Raw genomic sequence first — 22970 nt, 5'->3', positions numbered from 1 at the left:
AGATAAATGTGTTTAAGAGATCAAATTCATCACTTTCTGATAAGCTTTCTCAATCACTTCATAATAACATGGAATAACGACAAGCGTAAGCAATGTAGAAGTGATCAAACCTCCGATCACAGCCAATGCCATTGGTTGACGCAATTCTGCTCCATCTCCAAATCCGAAAATCATAGGAAGTAAAGCTAAAATTGTAGTCAAACTAGTCATCAAGATCGGACGAAGTCTTTGTTGAGAAGCTAGAATAATTCCAACTCTCAAATCAGCTCCTTTCTTCTTTTGCTGATTGATGGTATCTACCAAAACAATTGCATCATTTACCGAAATACCTGCAAGCATAATTAAGCCGATAAATGCCATCAAACTGAATGCTTTTCCAAAAATGAAAAAGGCAAATACAGAACCTACAGCAGCCAAAGGAATAGATAATAAAATGGTAAAAGGATGTACCAAAGATTCAAACTGAGATGCCATTACCATATAAACTAAGACAATAGACAGAATCAGTGCGAAAGTAAGTCCAGCCATCGCTTCTTCACGTTTGGCTTCTTCTCCTCCGTATACCAATTTGATTCCGTTTGGTAATTCCATTTTGTCTAACTCTGTTTTCACCTTAGTCACCATTTGATCTAATGGAACATCACCTTGAATCTGAGCACTCACTCTTCCGATTCTATTCTGATTATTTCTCAAGATTGCTTTTGGCGAAGTTTTGAAGTCCATTTTCGTCACTTCTGCCAAACGAATATCTTGTGTACCTATGCTCAACTTTATATTTTCTAAATCCTTCAAAGACATTTCTGGCAATTTGATTTGAATATCTTTCATCTCGCCTTCATGCTCAAAAGAACCTACTTCGTGTCCATCCAACTGATCTTTGACTTGTGTAGTAATTCCGTCTACAGAAAGATTATACAAACCAGCTTGCAAACGATCTACGGTAACTTCTAATTCAGGAGAACCTCCTTCTACAGAAGTTTCCACGTTGAAGACATTTTCAACTTGAACTAATATAGCCTTTACTTTCTGTGTAATTTCAACAATTTCGTCTAAGTCTTTCCCTACCACATCAATAGAAATTGGGCTTTCTTCTGAACCTAGAATATTTTGGATAGCTGCATCTTGTTGTACAAAACGCATTTCTACTTCCTCCATCTGATTCAGTGTTTTTTCCAAACTTCTCATCGCATTATCTAGGCTGATAGTTGCTGAATCAGTCAAAATCACTGTTACATAAGCGGTATTTTCACCTTCCATTTTCGCAATTGTAGCATCATCTTCTGTGGTAGATGGTCCCGCTTGCGAATAGACTGTTTTTACTTGTTCTCCGTACAATCCATCAATCAACTTTTCGATTTTCTGAACTGTTTTAGAAGTTTGTTTCAAGGAAGTATTATCAGAAAGATTCATTTCTAGAGTAAATGATTTCCCCGATGTTTTAGGGAAATATTCGCTACCGATAAATGGCAACAATTGGTAAGCTCCAAAAATCAGTAAAACTGCTAATCCGATAATTCCCCATTTATAGGCCATGATTGATTTCAAAAACCTACCATAAGCATTCAAACTTTGAGATTCTGTAGTCTCTTCCTCTGCTACTTTAATCGTTTTATCAGTAAAGAATCTGCTCACAAGCATTGGAATCACAAGAATAGCCACAAACAGAGATGATAGCAGTGAAAATGCTACCGTCCAAGCTTGATCTTTGAACAACTCACCCGAAGCTCCTTGTAAATAAACGATCGGAAGAAACACAACAATTGTCGTAAGTGTAGAAGCCGTAATTGCACCACCCATTTCGGCTGTACCTTTGATGGCTGCATCTTTCACACTAGCACCTTTTTCCAAATGACGGAATATATTTTCCATCACAACAATTGCGTTATCAACAAGCATACCTGCACCCAATGCCAGACCTCCAAGTGTCATGATATTCAAGGTAAGACCATTGAAATACATCAAGTTGAAAGTGGCGATCACAGAAACAGGAATTGCTACAGATATAATCACAGTCACTCCTATTCTACGAAGGAAAACATAGAGAATAAGAATAGCTAAAAGAATACCTCCAACTGCCGAATCTTTTACTTCATTGATTGCTTGATTGATAAAAATCCCTTGGTTCTGGATTACCTCAAATTGATAACCAGGCAAAGCATTTTTCATTTTATCAAAACTCTTCGTCAAAGACTCTTGGGCTTTTACGGTATTGAATCTTGGTTCTTTATAAACGGCTAAGCCAATACATTGCTCCCCATTCAATCTTGCAATATTCTCAGGGTCAGCTTTTGAGAAAGATACTTTTGCTAAATCCTTTAAGTAAACAGGTGTTTTAAGGTTTGTTACCTCGTCTACTTTGTGCGTAACCACGATACTTTCAAAGTCATCCACAGCCTTGAAAAGATTGATTCCTTTTACGGTATATTTCAATCCCATTTCCTCAATAGAACCTCCAGAAACACTTCTATTGAATGCTGAAATTTTGTTTGAAATATCATCAATCGTGACTCCGTGAGCATCCAAAAGATATTGTTTTGTCTCGATCAGAAGTTGATCTACTTCTTTTCCGACCAACTGCACATCAGCAATACCTTCCAAACGGATCAGCTCATTACGGATATAATTTTCGGCTACTTTTCTTAGCTCATTAATATCCTTTACCGATTCGTGTGTCAAACCGACCAACATAATTGGCGATTCATTTGGTGAGAACTGAGAAATATTCAGTTCATCAACCCCTTCTTGCAAAGAAAATGCACTTAAAGCCTTTTGAAGATCAAGAAAAGCTTCGTCCATGTCTTTTTCCCAAGTATAGGAAACTGTAACGATTGCTTTTCCTGTACGACAAACTGAACCCACTTCTACTACATCTGACTGACGCAGACAAAGTGTTTCAATCTGATCTACAAATTGCTTTTCAATTTCTTCTGGTGGTCTTTCCCCACTTTTCAGTTCCACATATATTTTTGGGTTGTTCATATCTGGAAATAAATCCACTCCCAGTTTACTGAAAGAGATATATCCCAAAAGCACAATTCCCAAAACAATCATGAGCACTGAGACGGGATAATTGACCGAAAATCTTGTCAGTTTTTCCATGATCTCAATGCTTATTTTTTACTTTTTAAAACTTTTACTTTCGTCTTATTTCCTAAGACTTCATAACCATCTATTACCAAACGATCTCCTTTTGCTAAACCGTTTAATACTTCAATTTCATCGTTATTTTCAAGACCTGTTTTCAGAATACGTTGTTTTGCCAAAGACTTCTCAACTACATAAACTGTTTTTCCTTTTTGCGTAGCTAAAACCACATCTTTAGGAATTACAATTGTACTGTCTTTACTCGCTACTTCAATCCCTGCCTCTACGAACATACCCGGTCTGAATTTTCGTTGAGGATTTTCAATTAGAATCTGTGCCGTGAAAGTTCTTGTTTCTTCATCAATTGAAGGAGAAATCGCACTTACTTTACCGTAAACTGTATCTTCTTCCATCGAATAATGAGTAACCATTACTTTTTGGTTGACAGAAATATTTCCAATTTCTTTCTCAGGTAAGCTCGCCTCCATATACATATTGGCATATTCCATCATAGACAGCATCTCTTGACTCGCTTCAATCTCAACACCTTTTGTATAATGCGGAAGTTTGACAATTACACCTGTAAATGGCGCTTTGATTGTCATTTTAGAAAGTTGAATTTCTGCATTTTCAGCATCGTATTTCGCATCGATATAAGAACGTTCTGCTGTTTTCAGCTCTGTCAAAGTCACACCACCTTTTTCGTATAAAGAAGCCTGTTTATCGTAATCTCTCTTTGTGGTTTCTAGCTGTAATTGAACAGACTGAATCTTGATCTGATTTTCGTATTCTTTATCTTCAATCTTGATGATCGGTGTTCCAGCTTTTACCACATCACCAAGAGCAAATGTTCTTCCTGTATTTGGGTTTTTAAGCAGATTATATTTTCCTTTTAGCTCATTGACTAAGCTTACATCTTTAAAAGGTTTTACAGTACCTGTTGTCGAAATATATTCTGTGATCTGTCCAGATTTCACCATTTCTACAGAAACAGGAATCTGAATTTCACTTTCTTCTTGTGTATTAGCATTTCCACATGCTGTGAGCCCGATGAACCCAAATCCTACTAAAAAGTGTGCTATATATCTCATTTCTATTATTTCTTTTGCGATTAGTATTACTAAGTCTAAATGTCTTCTCTGTGGTATTTTATTTATTGATATCTAACTCCATTCGGTTTTTCCACATATCTTCTGGAAGGAATGGCTGATCAAATTCAAAATCCCAAAGTGATTGGATTTTTATATTGAGTAAAGCTAGTTTGTAATCAATCTGAGCATTTACAAGAGTAATTTTTTTTTCGGAAAGCTGATTCTGAAATACGTTTAAGTCAATACTTGTAAGATCACCGTTTCTATATCTTTCTAAATTGATATCGTAAGTCAATTGTGCGTTTTTCAGGTTTTGCTCCGCTAGTTTGATTTGGAGTTTAGAGTTTCCAAAATCTCTATGAATCTGACGTAGATTCTTCACAATATTTCGTTCTTCAACCTTTAGGCTCAATTGCGATGACTTGATTTGTGCTTGTGCAGCTTTTACTCTTGATTTCTTTTCTCCCCAATCAAAAATTGGAACAGATAATGAAATAGAAATCAATTGGTCATCTGTAGGATTTGCGTAGATGTTATTTAACTCAGCTTCTTGTCCAATGAGACCTAATCTTAAGGCTACATTACCTTTAAATTCGTTAGTTGCTTTTGCCTGAATTAAATCAAATTCAGAGTTTTTAATATCTAAATCTCTCTGACGAAGTTCTAACCTTTGATTCAAACCATAATCAATTGCTCTATCCAAGTCTACATCTATCTCTGTGATCTCTACCTTAGTCAATACTTCAATTTCTTCATCTAAAGCTAGACCTGTTACTTCTTTAAAGTCATCTAAGACATTTTGAAGATTCATCTGAGCAGTAAACAAATTTGACTCTGAAGTGGCTAAGTTCAATTCTGCTTGATAAAGCTCTTCCTTAGCTTGAAGTCCACTTTCTACTTTATTCTTAATGATATCATGACTTTCTTTCTGATTTGCATATTCCTCCTCATTGATAATCACTTGCATCTGCTGATTGTAGACATTATAGAAAGCTTGAGAAACATTAGCTTCTAGGTTTAGTCTTCTAATCACATACGCCATATATGCATTTTCATAATCCAACTCAATTCTATCCAAATCCATTTTCAACTGATTATAAGTGAAAATAGGTTGATTTAATGTCAGATAGAGGTTATTGGTGTAAGCTGTAGTTGATTGATCTCCTGTAAACTGATCAAACTGACCTCCACTCGTTTTAGAATCTTGAAATGAGAATCTATTTTCAAGAGATACAGAACCACCCGTCCAAATAAGAGGTTGAGTTACTCTAAAAGTCCCTTCCGAAGACATTTGCTCTGTATTTAACCAATCATTGGCTACGGCAAAAAATTCTCTGTTTTTATAATATCTAAAAGGATTTAAATCAAGATCAAACCTTGTTCTCAAAGAAGCTCTCTGTGCATTTAGTAATTCTTGATTTCTTTCCAATTGAAGTTTCACCTCCATCAAGTCTGGGCTATTTTCTTCTGCAATTTGCAATGCAGACTCAAGTGTCACCACTCTTTGTGCAAAGCTTAGCTCGGGTATAAATAATAGATAGCATAAGCCCAAGCCCATTAAAAATTTGTTCACTGTATCTCTATTTTTCATTTATCAAAAAGTTCAGTGTGTATAATCTGACACTCTATATTTTAGTTAATCTTGTAATCTTACCCATTTGACAGCATCGGCAATGATGGCTCCTTCGCCACTACCTTCGTCACTCAATTCAATTTTGGCTTTACCTTCTGAGTAGTAAAAAGTACCGAGGTAATTCCAACCATCTACAAAGTCATCATTGCGTTGAGTGATTTCTTCTTCTCCGTCATCATGAAATACTTTGTAGTTATAATCTGACATCTTAGCATCGTCACTTCCTCTTCTTCTCCCTCTACGTTTGGCTGTCAAATTCTGATGGACATAAACTTCGTAAGTTCCTCTTTTCTCAATCTCTGCTTCCCAAGAAACCTTTTGTTCTCCTTTCCCAGGCTTTATAAAAAATGCAGACTGTATATAATCGCCATAAAAACCAGAAAGAACTGTAGCTTCCCAAACCGAAGGTGGATTCCAAGCATTCAATCCTTTGTACTTGTCATTTTCTTTCTTATCGAAATTAATCCACTGCTCTAGCAATCCTGCTTGTTGAACATTTGAATACGTGCTAAATCCTTTGTCTTCGTTATCAACCACAATTTCAGTGATTCCAGAATTCACTTTTGGAAGGCTTACAATACCCTCAAAAGGCTTCATATCCTTATTTTTCTCAACTTTCTCAAAACGATAAAGTAGGATTGAAGGAATGTTTTTAGATACAAAAGTCTCGACATTCATTCGACCGATTTGTTCGTTCATCACAAAACCAGCCTTTATCTTTTCATTTGCAGGGATTTTCAGATAACGAACAACCGTATTGTCTTCATCATTATCTCGTCTTCGTCTTCTTCTACCGCCTTCTCCTCTTGGTTCTAAACTGATTTGAAGTAATCCGTTTACTGATGTCGGGTTCTCTATTTCCATTGTAATTTGGAAACGCTCATATTCATCAACTTCAATCTTATGCTGTTCCACCTCACGAATCTTATAAGCAGGCATTTCAAACTTTTTATCTGATGGTCTCAAATAATCACTCATATCCAAACCCGAATCATCCAATGTATCCATCAGACTTTCGATTGGTAAAGCTTGAAACTGATGATCTGAAAGTTTATTTGCCAAATAAGAACTGAAAGCTTCACTTCCCAATTCTTTTTTTAGCATATGGAACATCATTTTACCTTGTGCATTGATTGCATAAAGCTTAATATCTTTTTCAGTGTCTTCGTCTTTCAGAATTTGATCTAAGGAATTTTCCTGTAATTTTTTATTTGCCTTTTCACTGAAAGTCATTCCCCACCAACCCCATCTTCTACGTCCTTTATCAGTCTGATTTTCTTCTTTCAAGTATTGTTGAAGTGAAGCATTAAGGTATGGCAATTCGGGAGCATCTAGGTAATAAACTCCTTTATAGAAAAGATTCAGAAGGTTTGTCGGATTTCGTTCTTCCTCATCCCCGAGTTCCATATTAAATCCGACCATTCCTTTCATCAAGGAATTCATTGCTCTTCTGAAAAGTTTCACTTGAGCAACTTTAGGGTCTTCTTCCTCTTCTTTATTATTCCCTCCAGAACCACGTCTTCTATTTCTGAATTTATCAAAACCTTTAAAATCAAACATTGGATATGCCGCAGCCATCTCTCCTACCCAAATCTGTTCTGCTTCGGTTGTCCCAAAAAGAGCCGCATGAATCGGAATTTCAACCATTGAGAATCGCTCATAAGGGTAATCCAATCCTAGATTAGCCTCAAAGTCCGATTTATATTTGGTAATTTCGGTATCAAGTGTGTCAGTTAAAAGATCAAACTGTTTACTGAAAAAGTCATGTTTTTTATGATGATAAATGGCATATTCCATACCATCAATTTCTTTCCCAATTTTAGTATACTCACCTATAATTAATGACATTCCACCCAATCTATCTGAAGTGAATTTCTGCGGATTACTTTCAGAAGATTTCCCTTGAGTTAAAACCGTTGCATTTGGCATTTCAGTCTCTACATTCACTTGGAAACTCGAAAACTGTTGAACCTCTTTCAGTGGATATGAAGGACTATAACCTACACCTGCTTTTGGATACCAAGCAATTGAACTCGGTAACAGCACATAATCTGATTGTAGAAATGCGTATTGATAAGTGATTTTTTGATGTAAAATTCTGAATGACTCTTTCTCGAAATCCTTCAATCGATTAAGGTCATCGTTGATTGTTCCTTTATAAACGATAGTGAGCTTATCAGCAGTTTTTGGTAAAAGTGATTTTGTAGGAATGACCTCTAACAAATGCTTTTCTCTGTTCCACTCCAAAGATTTCCCATCTTGATCTTTTACTTCTGAAACGGATAGTCCAGAGTTTAGATGAAGAACATAACTTTTAAGTGCTGTTGCATGATTATTCGCTAAGGTTAGTTCGGAAGTGGCTTGTAAAGTATTTCCAGCATGAGAAACTGAAATATCATAATCCGTAATTGTAGGTACTCGTTTATTTACCCACTCATCATTCAATTTTGCTGTTTCTTCTAACCTAGAAAGATTTCCTTTGGTGACATCCAAGTATTTAAAACCTAAGAAACCTGCCACAGAAAATATAGCGACAGTAACTACTGCTGAAATTCTGGGAGCCCAAACATTTTCAGAAAGACGGTCTAACAAAACAGCTGTTAAACCAATCATCCCAAGTCCTACAACAAAATAGAATGCTCTTTGCCACAACACATCGGAGGTTACCGTCCAAGAAGTAAATTCTGAAAAACCCAATGGAATATGTAATGCCAAATAGTCAAAGAAATTGTAATACTTCCCTCCTAAATACCAAACTGTTACAATGATGTAAGACAACAAGACAAGAAATGTTACTGCTTGATTTCTGAGTAAACGCATCAAAACGAATGACAATCCCAAAATATAAACCAATGACGGTAGTGCTAAAGCTAATGGCAAGAAAATATAAGCAGACCACATCACTTCGCGATCATAAACAAACAAATGGAATAGCAGACTTTCAGCCAATACAATTGCTTGTAATACCATAAATACCCACAAAATACTCAAGGTCTTCCCGATCACATAATCAGCATTGGACATAGGTCGGGCGTAGACTACGGCAGTAGTATCTAGCTTTTTATCTCTTTTCAAGAAATCGGACGCTAAAAAAATCGCTAAAACTCCTTGAGAGAGGTTCAATGCCATCAAACTGAAATACGGAATACCAACAGCTAGCCCTGTAAAATTCCATGAGTTTGGAGTCTGAAGTATAGTTGCAGAATTGACCAAGTTGAAAAAGGTCAATACAAAAAGTAGCAAAAGGCTATAGATTCTGAAAAACCACGATCGGAACAGAATTTTCACCTCAAATCTAGCTACTGTAAGAATATGATGTAAGGACATTTCTTAAGATGATAAAGATGAAAAACTATTTTCAGAAGTATTTTTTTCTTGTTGCTCCATAAAATACATATAGGCATGTTCTAGGTCTGGCGTAATATTTTTAGCATCTAAATTACTGATGTCATCCGCAATCAATTGAACATTCCACCCATTTACGGTAGGCATGGTATTCACTACTGTAAAATGTTGTTGGATATGATTCATTGTAGCTTGATCTACTTCCACTTGCCAAACTTTTCCTTCAGCCATATTCATAAACTCACGAGGAGAACCTTGAAAATCAATATGCCCATGATTCAGTAAGCCCATATCATTACACGAACTCGAAATATCTCCAACAATATGAGTGGAAAGAATAATGATCACATCTTTATGACTAAGCTCTGTCAAAAGATTTCTGAATCGAATACGCTCATCGGGATCAAGACCTGTTGTAGGTTCATCTACAATCACAATTTTCGGGTCTCCGATTAAGGCTTGAGCAATACCCAAACGGCGTTTCATACCTCCAGAAAGTTTATTAGCATAACGATTTCTAAACTCCCAAAGCCCAACGGCGTTGAGCATTTCTTCAACTGCCGCAGATCGTTCCTTCTTACTTTTCATGCCAGCAAGTGAGGCGGCGTAGTCTAAAAATTCCCATGATTTAAGCGAAGCAAAAAAACGGAAATCTTGAGGTAAATAGCCCAAGTATTGCCTTACCATTTTACGATGTTTATTCAAGTCTAAACCGTTAACTTCAATCAGTCCAGAGCTAGGTTCCATCATAGCAGTAAGAATACGCATCAGACTTGATTTCCCTGCTCCATTCGGACCAAGTAAACCAAACATACCTTCTCTAATGGTTAAGTTCACACCTTTGAGAGCATGATAACCATTATCGTATCTTTTATGCAGGTCTTTGATTTTAATTTCCACTGAAAAATTCTTCTAATTGTTTATACTCCAAATAACATCGGGCAACTCAAGTCTACAATTTTATTCAACCAACGTCGATAAATTCTAAACCAACTACTTTAGATTATGTTGCAATTCATCCCAATAATAAGCCTCTTTGAGTAGTTCAATGATCGAAGCTTGCTTTTCCTGTACTTCTTCAAGACTTTGAAAAATGACCTTCCCCATTTCCTTTCTTTTCTCAAAAGTCATCAAGTCTTGTTCGTTGGAAAGATAAATTCCAGCACAAATACCTAGAGCGACACCTGTTTTTACTCCACCCCAAGGAATACTTGAAGGCCATATGTAACATATTCTTTTGTGTCTGAAATAAAATGGAACGTTGTAGCTTATCCTCTCTTCTATCTGAGGAAGATTAGTCTCAATAAGGTTTTTCAAAAATTGGAATATCTGCTTGTGTTCATCTGTAAGTAAATCTATAAACTCATCCAGATGATGAATCTTTTGTGAGTGCATTCTTTGAATTGGTTTTTTAATTTGACCTCCTGATCGTATTGAAGTTACAACCTATAATTATTTTTTTGTACTATTTCTTCAAAAAGAAACTATAAAATACGGTATTTCAAATATTTACAAATAGATTTTAACACTAAATCCACAAACTGAATAAATAAAAAGTGTTCAGTTTTGAGACAGAAACGAATTGATTAGTAACTCACTAATAGACTCTTAGCTCAGAAGTTGCATCTTTCAGAATCTGAGTTTTCCCTGCTTTACCATATAGATTTACAGATGCTTTATTTTCAAGTTCTAAATTCACCTCATTCACAGGCCCTTCCACACTCATCTTAGAATTATTGAGTTTAAAATCTGCTTGTTGATATTTAGCATAGATATCCACAGTCGAACGATCTTTCGCTTCAATAGATAAGTTAGAAATCTCATTATGTCGACTAAATTGATTAAAGTGAGAGTGATTCAAATTCACAGCTATTGCATCGCCCTTAAATTGACCAATTTCAAATATTGAGGCATCAGCACTGATTGATAAATTTTCATTGGGTAATGATACCGTAATCCACATTACCTTATTTTTTTCTTCCTCTGACAATTTTGAAATAAATAAAGTATCATTCTTTACTTCATATGGAACTTCAACAGTATCTGTGATCCCTCTCCCGAGCTTTATTTCAAGTCCGTAATTTTCAGCCGTTTCAAACTTTAATTTCCCAACTTCATCTAAATGAATATGAGAGAATGAAGGTATCGTAGTCTGATGAGTTTCATACATTGTGATTTCCTCATCAAAAGATGCCCAAGCTTGGAATATTACACTTAAAAATAGAAGTGGAAAACTACTGAATAAGGTGATTAATAGAATATTACTTTTTTTCATGATATAATGTCTTAATGTCGTTTTGGAGTTCTTCTAACGAAATTTCAAGCTTCATTGCTTGTACAACAGTTTCGGGTAAAATCTCTTCTAAAAACTCTTTCTTTTTCCTTTCCAGAATAATTTCTTTAGCTCCTTCAGCTACAAAATATCCTTTACCTCTCTGGGTAAAAATGATTCCTTCTTGTTGTAGAGCCGCATATGCTTTTATGGTAGTATTGGGGTTTACACCTACAACACCTGCCAATTCTCTTGTAGAAGGTATTTTTGCAGTTTCCTGATATTCGCCTCTCAAAATTTTATCTTTTACATCGTCTCCTATTTGAGAAAAGATGCTTTTTGTACTTTTAAAATCCATCTCACAATACTTTTTCTTGAAGTTTCAAATAACTACAATACACCAACACCACATTTGTCAGTAAGAAATAACCAATCACTAGCTTCATGGCTGTTAGCTTATCACTTAATATAAAATTTGGGTTCTGACCTATGAATCTTCCCATATCCCATACTTCTAATACTTGGTAGAAGATGAATACATGAAGAAGTATATACACGCCCATAAACAACGTTGTTTTCACAATTGGGAATTTTGTAAAAACTGAATTTCCGACAAAAAGTATATTCAATACTGTCCAAGGAAAACCAACTGCAAATACTCTTATCAGCACTCGTTGTTCTGGGGCTTTAGCAGAAATACCAAAAATTTCATTCAGAAAGCTTAAACCACTATAGTTAATGTCATAGTTAATTAGCTTATGTACTTCCCCCTCTATCACGTAAGCCAATAAAATGATAGCAGGAATCCCGACCAAGCCAAATACAACTTTAGACAGATATTCAAATAAGAACTTCTCAAATTGTGAAGCTGGTAAAGTCAGAAAATTGATAAGCTTCTCTCTATTTCGGAAAGGTAAAAATGAACGGTTTATCCATACAACACCTAATACCAAGTATGACATGATAAACATTGGCACTAGGTCATTCTTAGCTAAAGGAGATACGGATAACTCTCTTATCGCGAATAGTGCTACAATCACAAAAAAGAATACGGCAGTAATTGCCATTAGTAAAAACTGCTTATTGAAGCTAAATTCTCGGACACTGAAATCACGGAAACGCTTAAATTCAAAAGTATTATTCATCTTAAAAAAATTGTTTATAATCACTGATTAAAGCATTGAAGAATAACTCTAAATCAACTTGAGTTTCTTCGTGGTCTTGTTTCGATACGATGGCTTTATAACCTCCTAATACGGCTTCAGAATAGATGGCATCTACTGCGTTCTCATTTGAGATCGTTAGGAAATTATACTTCTGAGTAAGATCAAATATTGACTCATTGTAGATTACCCCACCTTCGTCCAATACAACCAGATGATCTATAATTGTATCGATATCTTTTACTTGGTGAGTAGAAATCATGATAAGCTGATCTTCTTCAAAATGCCCTGCCATGATTTTTCTAAAGATATTTTTTGACGGAATATCTAAACCATTTGTAGGTTCATCCATCAAAATAAGCTCTGCCTTAGTTGCTAGTGCAAAAGCGATAATCACTTTCTTCTTTTGCCCATAAGACATCCCTTTCAAATTCTGCCCATCCTGTAATGAGAATTCCTTCAAGAGTTCATTCATCAATGAATAATCGAACCTAGGATAAAATACAGCTGTATTTTTCACAAAGTCCCTTACACGAATCGGAGGCATATCAAATTCCTCTGGGACAAAAAACAATTTGGAAAGAAATGAAGGTTCTCTGCGGAAAGGATCGGTTTCAGAGATAGTAATACTTCCACTTTTTGGTTGAAGTAAACCACTCATCAATTTGAATAAGGTACTTTTTCCTGTGCCGTTCTTCCCTAACAAACCTACAATTTTCCCTACTTCCAACTCAAGATTAAGCTGATTATAAATCATTGCTCTTTTGGAGTACTGGAAGTCAAGATTTTTAACTGAAATCATAAATACAAAATTTTAATATAGTGCACTATTGATCTATTGCACTATAAAATTCATTCGCATTTTCATAAATTCCAAATGTTTGTCATCAAATTTTTAAAAAAAATTCCTCGATGATAGTTTTAGAACTAATCTCTACATCAATTCAGTTTAAAGAATAATCAACGTATAAATGATATGAAAGCACTTACTTTTAACCCTTCAACCGATGAATTCAGTATTAAACAGCTCAATAAACCAAGTCCTTCTGCTACTGAAGTTTTAGTAAAAGTTGAAGCTTGCGGACTCAATCCTGTAGATGCCAAGGTCAGATTTTGGAAAAGTATGATTCCTGATCAGATGAATGATAATTGGGTTGTTGGTTTAGATGTCGTAGGAACTATCGAAGAAGTAGGTTCTGAGGTTTCAGATTGGAAAGTTGGGGATAAAGTCCAATATCATGGTAATATGTCCAAACCTCATGGCGGATTAGCTGAATATGCCATTCATGAATCTTCGTCATTGATTAAATGTCCCGAAAAGTTTTCTGTTGAAGAAGTTGCCGCCATGCCCTGTGCTGGATGGACTGCATGGAGAGCTTTAGTAGATAAACTTCAAGTTGATCATACAGACTCTTTGCTTGTGATTGGAGGTTCTGGAGGTGTGGGGTCTTTAGCCGTACAAATCGCAAAATATGCCTTAAACTGCCCCAATATTATTGGAGTTTGCTCTACTGACAATGTAGAATTTGTGAGGAAAATGGGTGCTCATCATGTGATAGATTATAAAACAGAAGATATTTTAGAGAAAGTAAAAGAATACACCAATCAGAAAGGTGTTACCAAAGCATTAGATGCAGTAGGTGGAGATAACGACATCATTGCCGCAAATGCTTTAGCTTTCGAGGGGCAAATGGTTGAACTAGTTGGCACAGTTCGCCCCAAAGAATATGATAATGCTTTTATGAAAGGTCTAGGATTTCATCAGTTAAGCCTTGGTGCTGGTCATGGATACGATGGAGGAAAAACAATTGTAGAAGCTGGCAAAGCATTCAATAAAGCGTGGAAAGCTGGTAAAATATGTATTCCTCAACTTCAAACTATTTCTTTAGAAGAAGCAGGTGATGCACTTGTAAAAATATTAGATAAAAGAACTGTGGGTAAAATAGTAGTGAAAATGTAAGCAATTTTACTCTTACTATTTGAAGGCTTTATTTATTCATTTTTGGGTAGATAAAGTCTTTTTTTTAATCTTTGAGAATTAGAAACCGAAAACTGATACTACTTTTTTATGCTCTCAATACTCATTAACGCTTTTAAAAAGTCTCCACAATCTTGGGCTAGGACTATTCTGAGTGGAGTCTTTATGTTTGTCGTACTCTTTATCTATAAAGCTTATGACATCCAACAAGGTATTTCATATTCGGGGCATAGTCTCTTATTTAGAGCTTTCAGTTTCGGTTTGTCAAGTAGTATTTGTTTTTACCTTTTAGAATTTTTCTTCTTTGACAGAGTTAAATCAAAATCCCTCAAATCATACTTCGTTCTTTTTACTTTAGAAATCTTCTTAGGGACAAATATCACTTTTCTACTTTTCAATATTTTTTGGAATTGGACTGAATTACTTTGGAGTGCTTACACGCTTCTCCTTTTTGAGTATACTCTGATCATGATTTTTCCCATTTCACTTTCTTTCATCTTTAAAATAGACAATGAGAAGACAAAAGATTCAACACCTCTAGATGACTACATTTCATTCGAATCTGATAATGGAAAAGATATTTTTAGCCTAAAAACCGAACAACTTCTCTACATCCAATCAGCTGACAATTACGTAGAAATCCATTACTTATCTGAAAAAGAGCATAAACAAACGCTACTGAGAAGTTCTCTCAAAAAAATTGAAGAAAAATATGCACTTCATTTCACAAGAATTCACCGTTCTTTTCTGATAAACCCTCAGAATATTCAAAATATCATCAAAAACACTAAGGGAGTCACTATTGACTTGGGTTTTGGAATTCAAGTGCCTGTGTCTAAATCGTATCAGAAAAAATTAGATTCTTTCCTTCCTCACTCAAGCTCATATAAAAATTCTAACAATAAACCTGTAAGCATCTAAGCTCTAGGAACTACACACAGTACTCACATTGTATAGTCTTTTGAGAACGACTAGACTATGCACAAACGAGCTATACCAAAACAACCGCCCAAAGTCATATCCTACTTAAGAGTGGGACTGCTGTTGCATACCTCGTTGATTCTATTCTTTATAGAATCTTGGGTCTATTGGATTCAGCTTGAAAAAGCCTATTCAATGGGTTCTGTGTTTTGGACAATCTTTTGGATTGCTTTCTTCTTATTCTCATTTCTACATATTTTCCTTGTATTGGCAGATAGTTGGTCAAGATTTCAGAATTATAAGAGAATCAAAGATCAACTCTATAAATACGGTTTTCAATCTCGGATTATCAATCGATTTATAGGCTCAAAATGTCAACGAGCAGCCGCACATACTGCCGCATTAGAACTTGGGATGGAATCTCAGATCAAGCATCATTTTTGGAAAATGGGCTACAGGTGGTTTCATTTTATTCCAGATTTTATGGTAAAAGACCCTTTATTTTTCTTTAGGAGATACTTCTGGTCAAGAACATTTCTGGAAAAGTTCTATACCTCTGAGTTTGACTATCATCAACTTTACGCAGACAACCATAGTAATGATTAAGACGGTAGCACTCAGTAAAACATACGGCAAAGTAAAGGCACTTGATAAAGTTAGCCTTGAAATTGAAGGTGGAAAAATTCATGGATTGCTAGGGCCTAATGGAGCAGGTAAAAGTACACTGTTCAAAATGATCTGTGGTCTGATCAGTCCTACAAGTGGTGAAATTCTTCTCCCTCAAAAAGAACGGAAATGTGTTGGGGCTATCATAGAAAATGTGGGTTTATACATGCATTTGAGTGCCTTTGAAAATTTATATGTATTCTCTAAAATCCAGAATGCACCAACGCAACAATCCGCTTTAGAGCATCTTCTTGAATTAGTTGATTTACCGCTTGATAGAAAAGATCCTGTCAGAAATTTCTCACTTGGGATGAAGCAAAGGTTGGGACTTGCCATTGCAATGATTAATCAGCCTGAGTTTTTGTTACTTGATGAACCTTTTTCAGGATTAGACCCTTCTGGCACACAAAAATTAAAAAATTTGCTTTCTGAATTAGCGAAGCAGAAAAATATTGGAATACTCGTTTCCTCGCACTTAATCGAAGAATTGAACTTGATTTCTGAACAATTATTTGTTCTACAAAAAGGTAAACTCATTGAGCAAGGACGTACAGATTCAATTATCCGAAAGCACGCTACACATTACTTAATCATTGCTCAAAATATTCAGAACTCGAAAAGTATTTTAGGCTATCAACATCAAATAGAAGGGCAAAAAGTTGAAATAGAAATTAGTGCTGAAAAACTACCAAAACTGCTTCAAAGTTTGCTAGAGGAAGGAATCCAAATTCAATCCTGTAAACAATTGATGCCGTGGGATACATTTTTCACTACAGAATACGATGACTGAAATTGTAAAAATTGAACTATATAAACTATTTAAACAAGCTCGTACATATTACGCACTTCTAGCCCTTTTTATTCTAGAAGTGATCATTATGTTGGTGGCGTACATTCAAGGAAATTCTATTCTTGAACTGTTGCTCAGCACCCTAAAACAAAACTTTTATTTTGAAGGAAATCTGCTGAATGGCAATCTGATTCTCTACGTTGTTCTTCAGTCTTTGTGGTTCAATTTACCACTGATTCTGATGATAGTTATTTCGGGAATGCTCACCGATGAATACCGAGATAAAACCCTTCATACAAGTCTGATGCAAGCTATTCCCAAAAAGCATTTTATCCTTTCAAAATATTTAGTTGCCGCTATTTTCACAGCAGGAGTTGTATGCTTTTTATGGCTAACTGCTATTTCCCTTTCATATTTATTCTTCGGAAAAGGAGAACTAATTGTCTATCTAAACTCACTTAACTTTTTTCCTCCTTCGGAAGCATTCAAACGTATCAGCTTCTCATTTTCATCTGGACTTTTATCCATGCTATTTTATGCTTTTATCAGTCTCAGTATTGCTACTTTTTTTAAAGACGCTACAAAAACATGGATAGTAGCAGCTCTTTTTCTGGTACTCACTAATATCCTTTTAAAAGTTGACGTTGGAAATGAATGGTTTTCACTTTTGTTTTTCCCAAAACTCATGGACACTTGGCAGTACTTCTTCTACTATGAAATCAACTGGACTGCAATTTTTAGTAATAGCCTATCATTGATTGTTCACAGCTTGTTATTTGCAGGCTTGGGAATCTATTATTTCAGTAAATCTGATGTAGTATGAAAAATTTAATATTTATACTCACACTGTCATTCTTATCATTTACATCTTTTTCACAAGAAATAGATGCGGTTTTATCTGCCACAAAAAATAGACTCGATGCTATTCAATCCATTGATGCAGATGTGAAAATTGACATAGACGTTCCACACATTCAGATGCCAACTAAGAGTGCTAAGCTACATTACAAAAAAGATAAACCTACAAAACTAGAGTCAAAGGACTTTTTGATGGTTCCAAGAAAAGGACTTGATTTCACTTTAGAATCGCTGTTTAAGTTTCCATTTATCACAGCAGATCGTGGGCTTGTAGAAGTTGATGGAATTTCTTGTCGTCAGATCAATGTAATCCCCACAGATTCTCGTTCTGATTTTGCAATCGCTTTACTCACTATAGACACCAAAAATCATAGAATTTTAAAATCAGAAGTAAGTACAAAAAAAGAAGGTTCTTATCAGACAGTCATGGCATATGCAAATGAAGAAGCTATTGTGCCTTCAGCCATTGAGGTTAATTTTGAAATGGATAAACTGAGAATCCCACTCAGTTTTATGGGAAAAAATATTGAAGTAGATAAAAAAGCTTTAAAAGAAAGTGGTGAAATAGAAGGAAAGATCTTCATCAAGATTAGTAATCCAGAAGTTCAATTCAACTAATTCACCACCATTTAAAATCTTAGATTAGAACAATTCATCTACAGAGAAATAACGCTCTCCTGTATCGTAATTAAAACCTATGATTTTTGTTCCTTTTGGAAGTTCAGCCACTTTTTTAGCAATTGCAGCTAGAGTAGCTCCAGAAGAAATCCCTCCTAAAACACCTTCTTTCTCTGCAGCCAAACGAGCATATTTAAAAGCTTCTTCCTTAGAGACTTTTACAACTCCATCCAAAATGTCTGTATGAAGGTTTACAGGAATAAAACCTGCTCCAATCCCTTGAATAGGGTGAGGGCCTGGCTCTCCACCACTAATTACTGGCGAAGCTTCTGGCTCAACAGCAAATACTTTAAAGTCGCTCCATTTTTCCTTTAAAACTTCTGCAACTCCTGTAATATGACCTCCTGTTCCTACACCAGTAATCATATAGTCAACTCCCTCAGGAAAATCATTCAGAATTTCTTGAGCAGTCTGATCTTTATGAATTCTAATGTTTGATGGGTTATCAAACTGAGAAGGCATCCATGAATTAGGGTTTTCACTAATGAGCTGTTCTGCTCTTTCAATAGCCCCTTTCATTCCTTTCTCTTTTGGTGTCAATTCCAATTTAGCACCATAAACAGACATGATTCTACGTCTTTCAATAGACATAGACTCGGGCATTGTCAAAATAACTTCGTAGCCTTTTACAGCAGCAACCATAGCAACACCTACGCCAGTATTACCAGATGTAGGCTCGATAATAACATCTCCTTTTTTAAGTTTGCCACTCTTTTCAGCATCTTCAATCATTGCCAAAGCAATACGATCTTTGATACTTCCTCCTGGGTTAGATTTCTCTAATTTCATCCAAACTTCATGGTCTGGAAACAATCTCGAAAAACGGACATGGGGGGTGTTTCCGATATTCTCTAATACATTGTTAAATTTCATATTTTAACAAGAGTTAATAGGTGATAGATTTCTTATTTTAATAGATTCGCAAACTTAATGGTCTCCATAAAGTTGTTAAAAAGAACTCTTTATAGAAAGACCACTTGAAGATAAACTTTTTTGAGAGAAATCAAGACTATCCAAAGAACTTCAACCATTTAATATTGCTAAGAACATATACCAAATGCGAAAGTTACGCTACCTCATTTTAATCTTATTTACTATTTCCGCTACAAACATAGTTTGTGCACAAAGTAAAATCACTCTTAAGGGTGAAGTCAAGAATAAGCTAAATGATGAGCCCTTATTTGGGGCGACCATCTATGTAAAAGAACTAAAGTCTGGAACGACAACAGACCTTAATGGTGCTTTTAATATGAGCATCCCAACAGGAGACTACACTTTTGTCATATCCTATGTGGGCTTTCTTGACCTAGAAAAACAGCTAAATGTCACACAATCCATGTCTGGAATCACTTTCCAATTGGAAGAAAGTGGACAAAAACTCGATGAAATCACAGTAACAGGCGAACGAGAAGACATCAATGTAAGTGGTATGCAAATGGGTACTCAAAAACTAGATGTAAAGGTTGTTGAGAAGCTCCCTGCTCTACTTGGTGAAGTTGATATCATCAAAAGTCTTCAATTACTACCTGGAGTAAGTTCAGTAGGCGAAGGCTCTTCCGGCTTCAATGTACGTGGTGGAGGTGTTGGTGAAAACCTTGTCTTAATGGACAAAACACCTATTTTCAATTCATCTCACCTTTTTGGATTCTTCTCTATTTTCAATCCTGACGCGGTAGAAAATGTACAACTAATTAAAGGTGGTATTCCATCAAATTATGGAGGAAGACTTTCTTCTGTTTTGGACGTAAAAATGCAAGAAGCCGATACTGAAAAGTGGAAAGTGAACGGAGGACTTGGTCTTATTTTTAGTAGACTTTCTGTAGAAGCCCCAATTGTTGAAGACAAACTTTCTGTTCTTGTGGCTGGAAGAAGATCATACATCGATGTGTTGTCTCAACCATTTCTAAATGATGACTTGGCTGGTTCAATTTTTTACTTTTATGACCTCTCTGGAAAACTGAGATGGAAAGTTGGCGAGAAAGATAATATTTCATTTACAGCCTATACAGGACGTGATGTCTTTGCAGCCGAAAGTCTTTTCAGAAATAATTGGGGAAATAATACGGCTACACTTCAGTGGAATCACCTGTTCAATATGAATTGGACATTGAACACAACTGCATTTGTCAGTAAATATGATTACACACTTGGTTTTGGTGTTGGGGATGACAAGTTTGATTGGGACTCTGATATTACAACCTACAACACTTCTGTAGATTTGAATTACGCTCCTTCAAGCAGAAGTTCATGGACTTTTGGAGCATCGAGCAATCTTTATAAATTCACACCTGCAGATGTACAAGCAACCTCAGATGGAGATGTTGCAGAGTTCAGCATTCCTAATATGCAAGCACTAGAAAGTGCCATTTATTTCAGTCACGAATGGAAAATCACAGACAATATTGGAATCCAATACGGACTGAGATTACCTGTTTTCATGTATCTAGGGGAAGCGACTACATTTGATTACAATGAGTCTGAAAAAGGAGCTGGTTGGGCTAAAGACATTGATTTTAGTTCTGCTCAAACTTACGATGATTGGGAAATCATAAAATCTTATGTTACTCCAGAACCTCGTCTATCAGTAAAATTTGGGTTGAACAAAGAATCTTCAATCAAAGCGAGTTACAACAGAATGCACCAATACATCCACCTCATCTCTAATACTACAGCTTCTACGCCTTTAGATATTTGGTGGCCAACAACAGATAAAATCAAACCACAACAAGCTGATCAATATTCAATTGGGTATTTCAGAAACTTCAAAGACAATACATACGAAGCTTCTGTTGAAACCTACTATAAAGATATGCCTCAGTTAGTTGATTATGTAAATGGCGCACAACTTCTACTAAATCCTTTCTTGGAAGGAGAATTGATTGATGGAAAAGGTCGTGCCTATGGACTTGAATTGTATTTCAAAAAGAAAAAAGGACGTTTCCAAGGTTGGTTGAGCTATACTTTATCTAGAACAGAACGACTTGCTCAAGGGATCAATAATAACGAATGGTATGCTGCTCGTTTTGATCAACCTCATAACTTGAAAATTGTAACATTCTACGATTTCAATAAGCAGTGGAGTATTTCTTCAAGCTTCACTTACCTATCGGGTACGCCAGCTACTTTTGCGACAAATACCTATGAAATTGGAGATTGGTTAATTCCTCACAATCCTTCTGAACGACGAAATAACTTTAGAATACCTGCTTACCACAGACTGGATGCCGCTATTACTTACAAGCCTAAAAAGAATGAAAATAGAAAATATCAATCAAATTGGGTCTTCTCTATTTACAACTTGTATGGTAACAAAAATCCATTCTCTATTTATTTCGAACAAGCAGTTGGTAGACCTACCATAGATCAGCCACAGTACAATCAAGCTGTTCAGACTTCTATTATTGGTACAATCGTCCCTTCTGTTTCATACAATTTCAAATTCTAATTCCAATGAAAAAATATATAAATATACTGAGTTCTATCGCTCTATTCTCTACGCTTACTGCCTGTGAAGATATTGTAGATATCAGTGTAGAAGCAGGTGATCAACAATTGGTAGTTGAGTCTTTCATTAATACCAATTTTGAAGAACAAACAGTTAAGCTTACTTATTCAAAACCATTCTTTTCTACAGATGATTTTGAAGTGGAAGCTAATGCTTCTGTCTTTATCACAGAACTAGAAACTGGTAGAAAATTAGAATTTACAGATGAAGATCAAGATGGCTTATACACTTGGACTCCAGCTACTGAAGCAGATACGCTTGTTACAAGATTACGACCTGAAGGTGAATTAATTGATAGAGGAAATGATTATGAAAATCAATATCAGTTAGAAATTGACTTACCAAATGGATGGAGTTTTGAATCTTTCACTTCTATTGAACGTGTCCCAAAGATTGATTCAATCCAATTCGTAACTAGAGAGATAAATGTTGCAAATCCGATCGAACAAATCGTAGCTTCTTTTTGGGCAAAAGATCTTGTAGGAGTTGGAGATACTTATTGGATTAAAGCATATAAAAATGGTGTTTATCTAAACAAACCAGACGAAGCTGTTTTCGCTTACGATGCTGCTTTTTCTAATTTTTCACCAGATCAAAATAATAGTACAGATGGAAATACTTTCATTGTCCCTATTAGAGAAAGTATAAATCCAGATGGTTCAATTGACCCTGAAGAAGATGAATCTGAAGAACCAATTCCGAATTATGAAGTTGGTGATTCTGTTTATGTTGAAATTCATTCAATTACTGAAACGACATTTGAATACATGAATCAAGCACTCAGTCAGATGGAAAACGGAGGTCTTTTTGCTCGCCCTGTTGAAAATGTTTTTTCAAATATTCGTCCCAAAAATGAAGCTTCGCAAGGGAAAGTTGTAGGTATTTTCTGTGGTTCTACAATTAGTGGTTTGGGAAGAAAAATCGATACAACTCCACCAATTGAAGAGGATTAATTTCAGTCTTAAAAATATTTATTTTAATTTAGT

General features: G+C 35.5%; 19 protein-coding genes. 8 read left to right on the top strand and 11 right to left on the bottom strand.

The window, feature by feature from the left end; all coding sequences use genetic code 11:
* Positions 1 to 12: 12 nt before the first annotated feature.
* From BC781_RS13260 to BC781_RS13215, 10 genes are all read right to left on the bottom strand, one after another.
* Complete coding sequence (locus BC781_RS13260) at positions 13 to 3099, bottom strand: efflux RND transporter permease subunit (RefSeq protein ID WP_109618485.1); 3087 nt, start codon at positions 3097 to 3099, stop codon at positions 13 to 15.
* 11 nt (positions 3100 to 3110) lie between these two features.
* Positions 3111 to 4175, bottom strand: coding sequence for an efflux RND transporter periplasmic adaptor subunit (locus BC781_RS13255; RefSeq protein WP_109618483.1), 1065 nt, complete (start codon positions 4173 to 4175; stop codon positions 3111 to 3113).
* A 58-nt stretch (positions 4176 to 4233) separates the two neighbouring features.
* Complete coding sequence (locus BC781_RS13250) at positions 4234 to 5766, bottom strand: TolC family protein (RefSeq protein WP_109618481.1); 1533 nt, start codon at positions 5764 to 5766, stop codon at positions 4234 to 4236.
* Between the two features lie 45 nt (positions 5767 to 5811).
* On the bottom strand, positions 5812 to 9135 hold the full coding sequence (locus BC781_RS13245) for a golvesin C-terminal-like domain-containing protein (protein WP_109618478.1): 3324 nt from the start codon (positions 9133 to 9135) through the stop codon (positions 5812 to 5814).
* A gap of 3 nt (positions 9136 to 9138) precedes the next feature.
* A complete protein-coding gene (locus BC781_RS13240; RefSeq protein ID WP_109618476.1) occupies positions 9139 to 10053 on the bottom strand; it encodes an ABC transporter ATP-binding protein in 915 nt (304 codons plus the stop codon).
* Between the two features lie 93 nt (positions 10054 to 10146).
* Positions 10147 to 10548, bottom strand: a complete 402-nt coding sequence (locus tag BC781_RS13235) for a DUF1801 domain-containing protein (protein ID WP_109618474.1) — start codon at positions 10546 to 10548, stop codon at positions 10147 to 10149.
* A gap of 202 nt (positions 10549 to 10750) precedes the next feature.
* Positions 10751 to 11428 carry a head GIN domain-containing protein gene (locus BC781_RS13230; RefSeq protein WP_109618472.1) on the bottom strand — a complete coding sequence of 226 codons (678 nt, stop codon included), beginning with the start codon at positions 11426 to 11428 and terminating at the stop codon, positions 10751 to 10753.
* The gene (locus tag BC781_RS13225; protein ID WP_109618470.1) at positions 11415 to 11783 is read right to left on the bottom strand and encodes a GntR family transcriptional regulator; all 369 of its coding nucleotides are present in this window, start codon (positions 11781 to 11783) and stop codon (positions 11415 to 11417) included. The genes BC781_RS13230 and BC781_RS13225 overlap by 14 nt, the downstream gene beginning before the upstream one ends.
* 1 nt (position 11784) lies before the next feature.
* Positions 11785 to 12570, bottom strand: coding sequence for a hypothetical protein (locus BC781_RS13220; protein ID WP_109618468.1), 786 nt, complete (start codon positions 12568 to 12570; stop codon positions 11785 to 11787).
* 1 nt (position 12571) lies between these two features.
* Positions 12572 to 13390: an ABC transporter ATP-binding protein gene (locus tag BC781_RS13215; protein WP_109618466.1), complete on the bottom strand. Its 819-nt coding sequence runs from the start codon at positions 13388 to 13390 to the stop codon at positions 12572 to 12574.
* 174 nt (positions 13391 to 13564) lie between these two features.
* Between BC781_RS13215 and BC781_RS13210 the strand changes: the two genes are divergently transcribed.
* From BC781_RS13210 to BC781_RS13185, 6 genes are all read left to right on the top strand, one after another.
* A complete protein-coding gene (locus tag BC781_RS13210; protein ID WP_109618464.1) occupies positions 13565 to 14548 on the top strand; it encodes a zinc-binding dehydrogenase in 984 nt (327 codons plus the stop codon).
* 108 nt (positions 14549 to 14656) lie between these two features.
* Positions 14657 to 15487 carry a LytR/AlgR family response regulator transcription factor gene (locus BC781_RS13205; RefSeq protein ID WP_109618462.1) on the top strand — a complete coding sequence of 277 codons (831 nt, stop codon included), beginning with the start codon at positions 14657 to 14659 and terminating at the stop codon, positions 15485 to 15487.
* A 57-nt stretch (positions 15488 to 15544) separates the two neighbouring features.
* Positions 15545 to 16093, top strand: coding sequence for a hypothetical protein (locus tag BC781_RS13200; protein WP_109618460.1), 549 nt, complete (start codon positions 15545 to 15547; stop codon positions 16091 to 16093).
* Positions 16086 to 16943 (top strand): ABC transporter ATP-binding protein, encoded by an 858-nt coding sequence (locus BC781_RS13195; RefSeq protein WP_109618458.1) that lies wholly within the window; start codon positions 16086 to 16088, stop codon positions 16941 to 16943. Before BC781_RS13200 ends, BC781_RS13195 begins: the two co-directional genes overlap by 8 nt.
* The gene (locus tag BC781_RS13190; protein WP_109618456.1) at positions 16936 to 17766 is read left to right on the top strand and encodes an ABC transporter permease; all 831 of its coding nucleotides are present in this window, start codon (positions 16936 to 16938) and stop codon (positions 17764 to 17766) included. The genes BC781_RS13195 and BC781_RS13190 overlap by 8 nt, the downstream gene beginning before the upstream one ends.
* Positions 17763 to 18419: a hypothetical protein gene (locus BC781_RS13185; protein WP_109618454.1), complete on the top strand. Its 657-nt coding sequence runs from the start codon at positions 17763 to 17765 to the stop codon at positions 18417 to 18419. Before BC781_RS13190 ends, BC781_RS13185 begins: the two co-directional genes overlap by 4 nt.
* Positions 18420 to 18443: 24 nt before the next feature.
* On the opposite strand, the gene cysK is transcribed toward BC781_RS13185, so the two are convergent.
* On the bottom strand, positions 18444 to 19352 hold the full coding sequence (cysK, locus tag BC781_RS13180; RefSeq protein WP_109618452.1) for a cysteine synthase A: 909 nt from the start codon (positions 19350 to 19352) through the stop codon (positions 18444 to 18446).
* Between the two features lie 184 nt (positions 19353 to 19536).
* Here cysK and BC781_RS13175 point away from each other — a divergent pair, with 184 nt between their 5' ends.
* Positions 19537 to 21924, top strand: coding sequence for a TonB-dependent receptor (locus BC781_RS13175; RefSeq protein WP_109618450.1), 2388 nt, complete (start codon positions 19537 to 19539; stop codon positions 21922 to 21924).
* 5 nt (positions 21925 to 21929) lie between these two features.
* Positions 21930 to 22937 (top strand): DUF4249 family protein, encoded by a 1008-nt coding sequence (locus tag BC781_RS13170; protein WP_109618447.1) that lies wholly within the window; start codon positions 21930 to 21932, stop codon positions 22935 to 22937.
* The last annotated feature ends 33 nt before the right edge of the window (positions 22938 to 22970 follow it).

It is taken from the genome of Sediminitomix flava, from assembly GCF_003149185.1.
GTDB classification, from domain to species: Bacteria; Bacteroidota; Bacteroidia; order Cytophagales; family Flammeovirgaceae; genus Sediminitomix; species Sediminitomix flava.
Note: the sequence above shows the minus strand (reverse complement) of the source record. Positions and strands in the feature narration are given on the sequence as shown.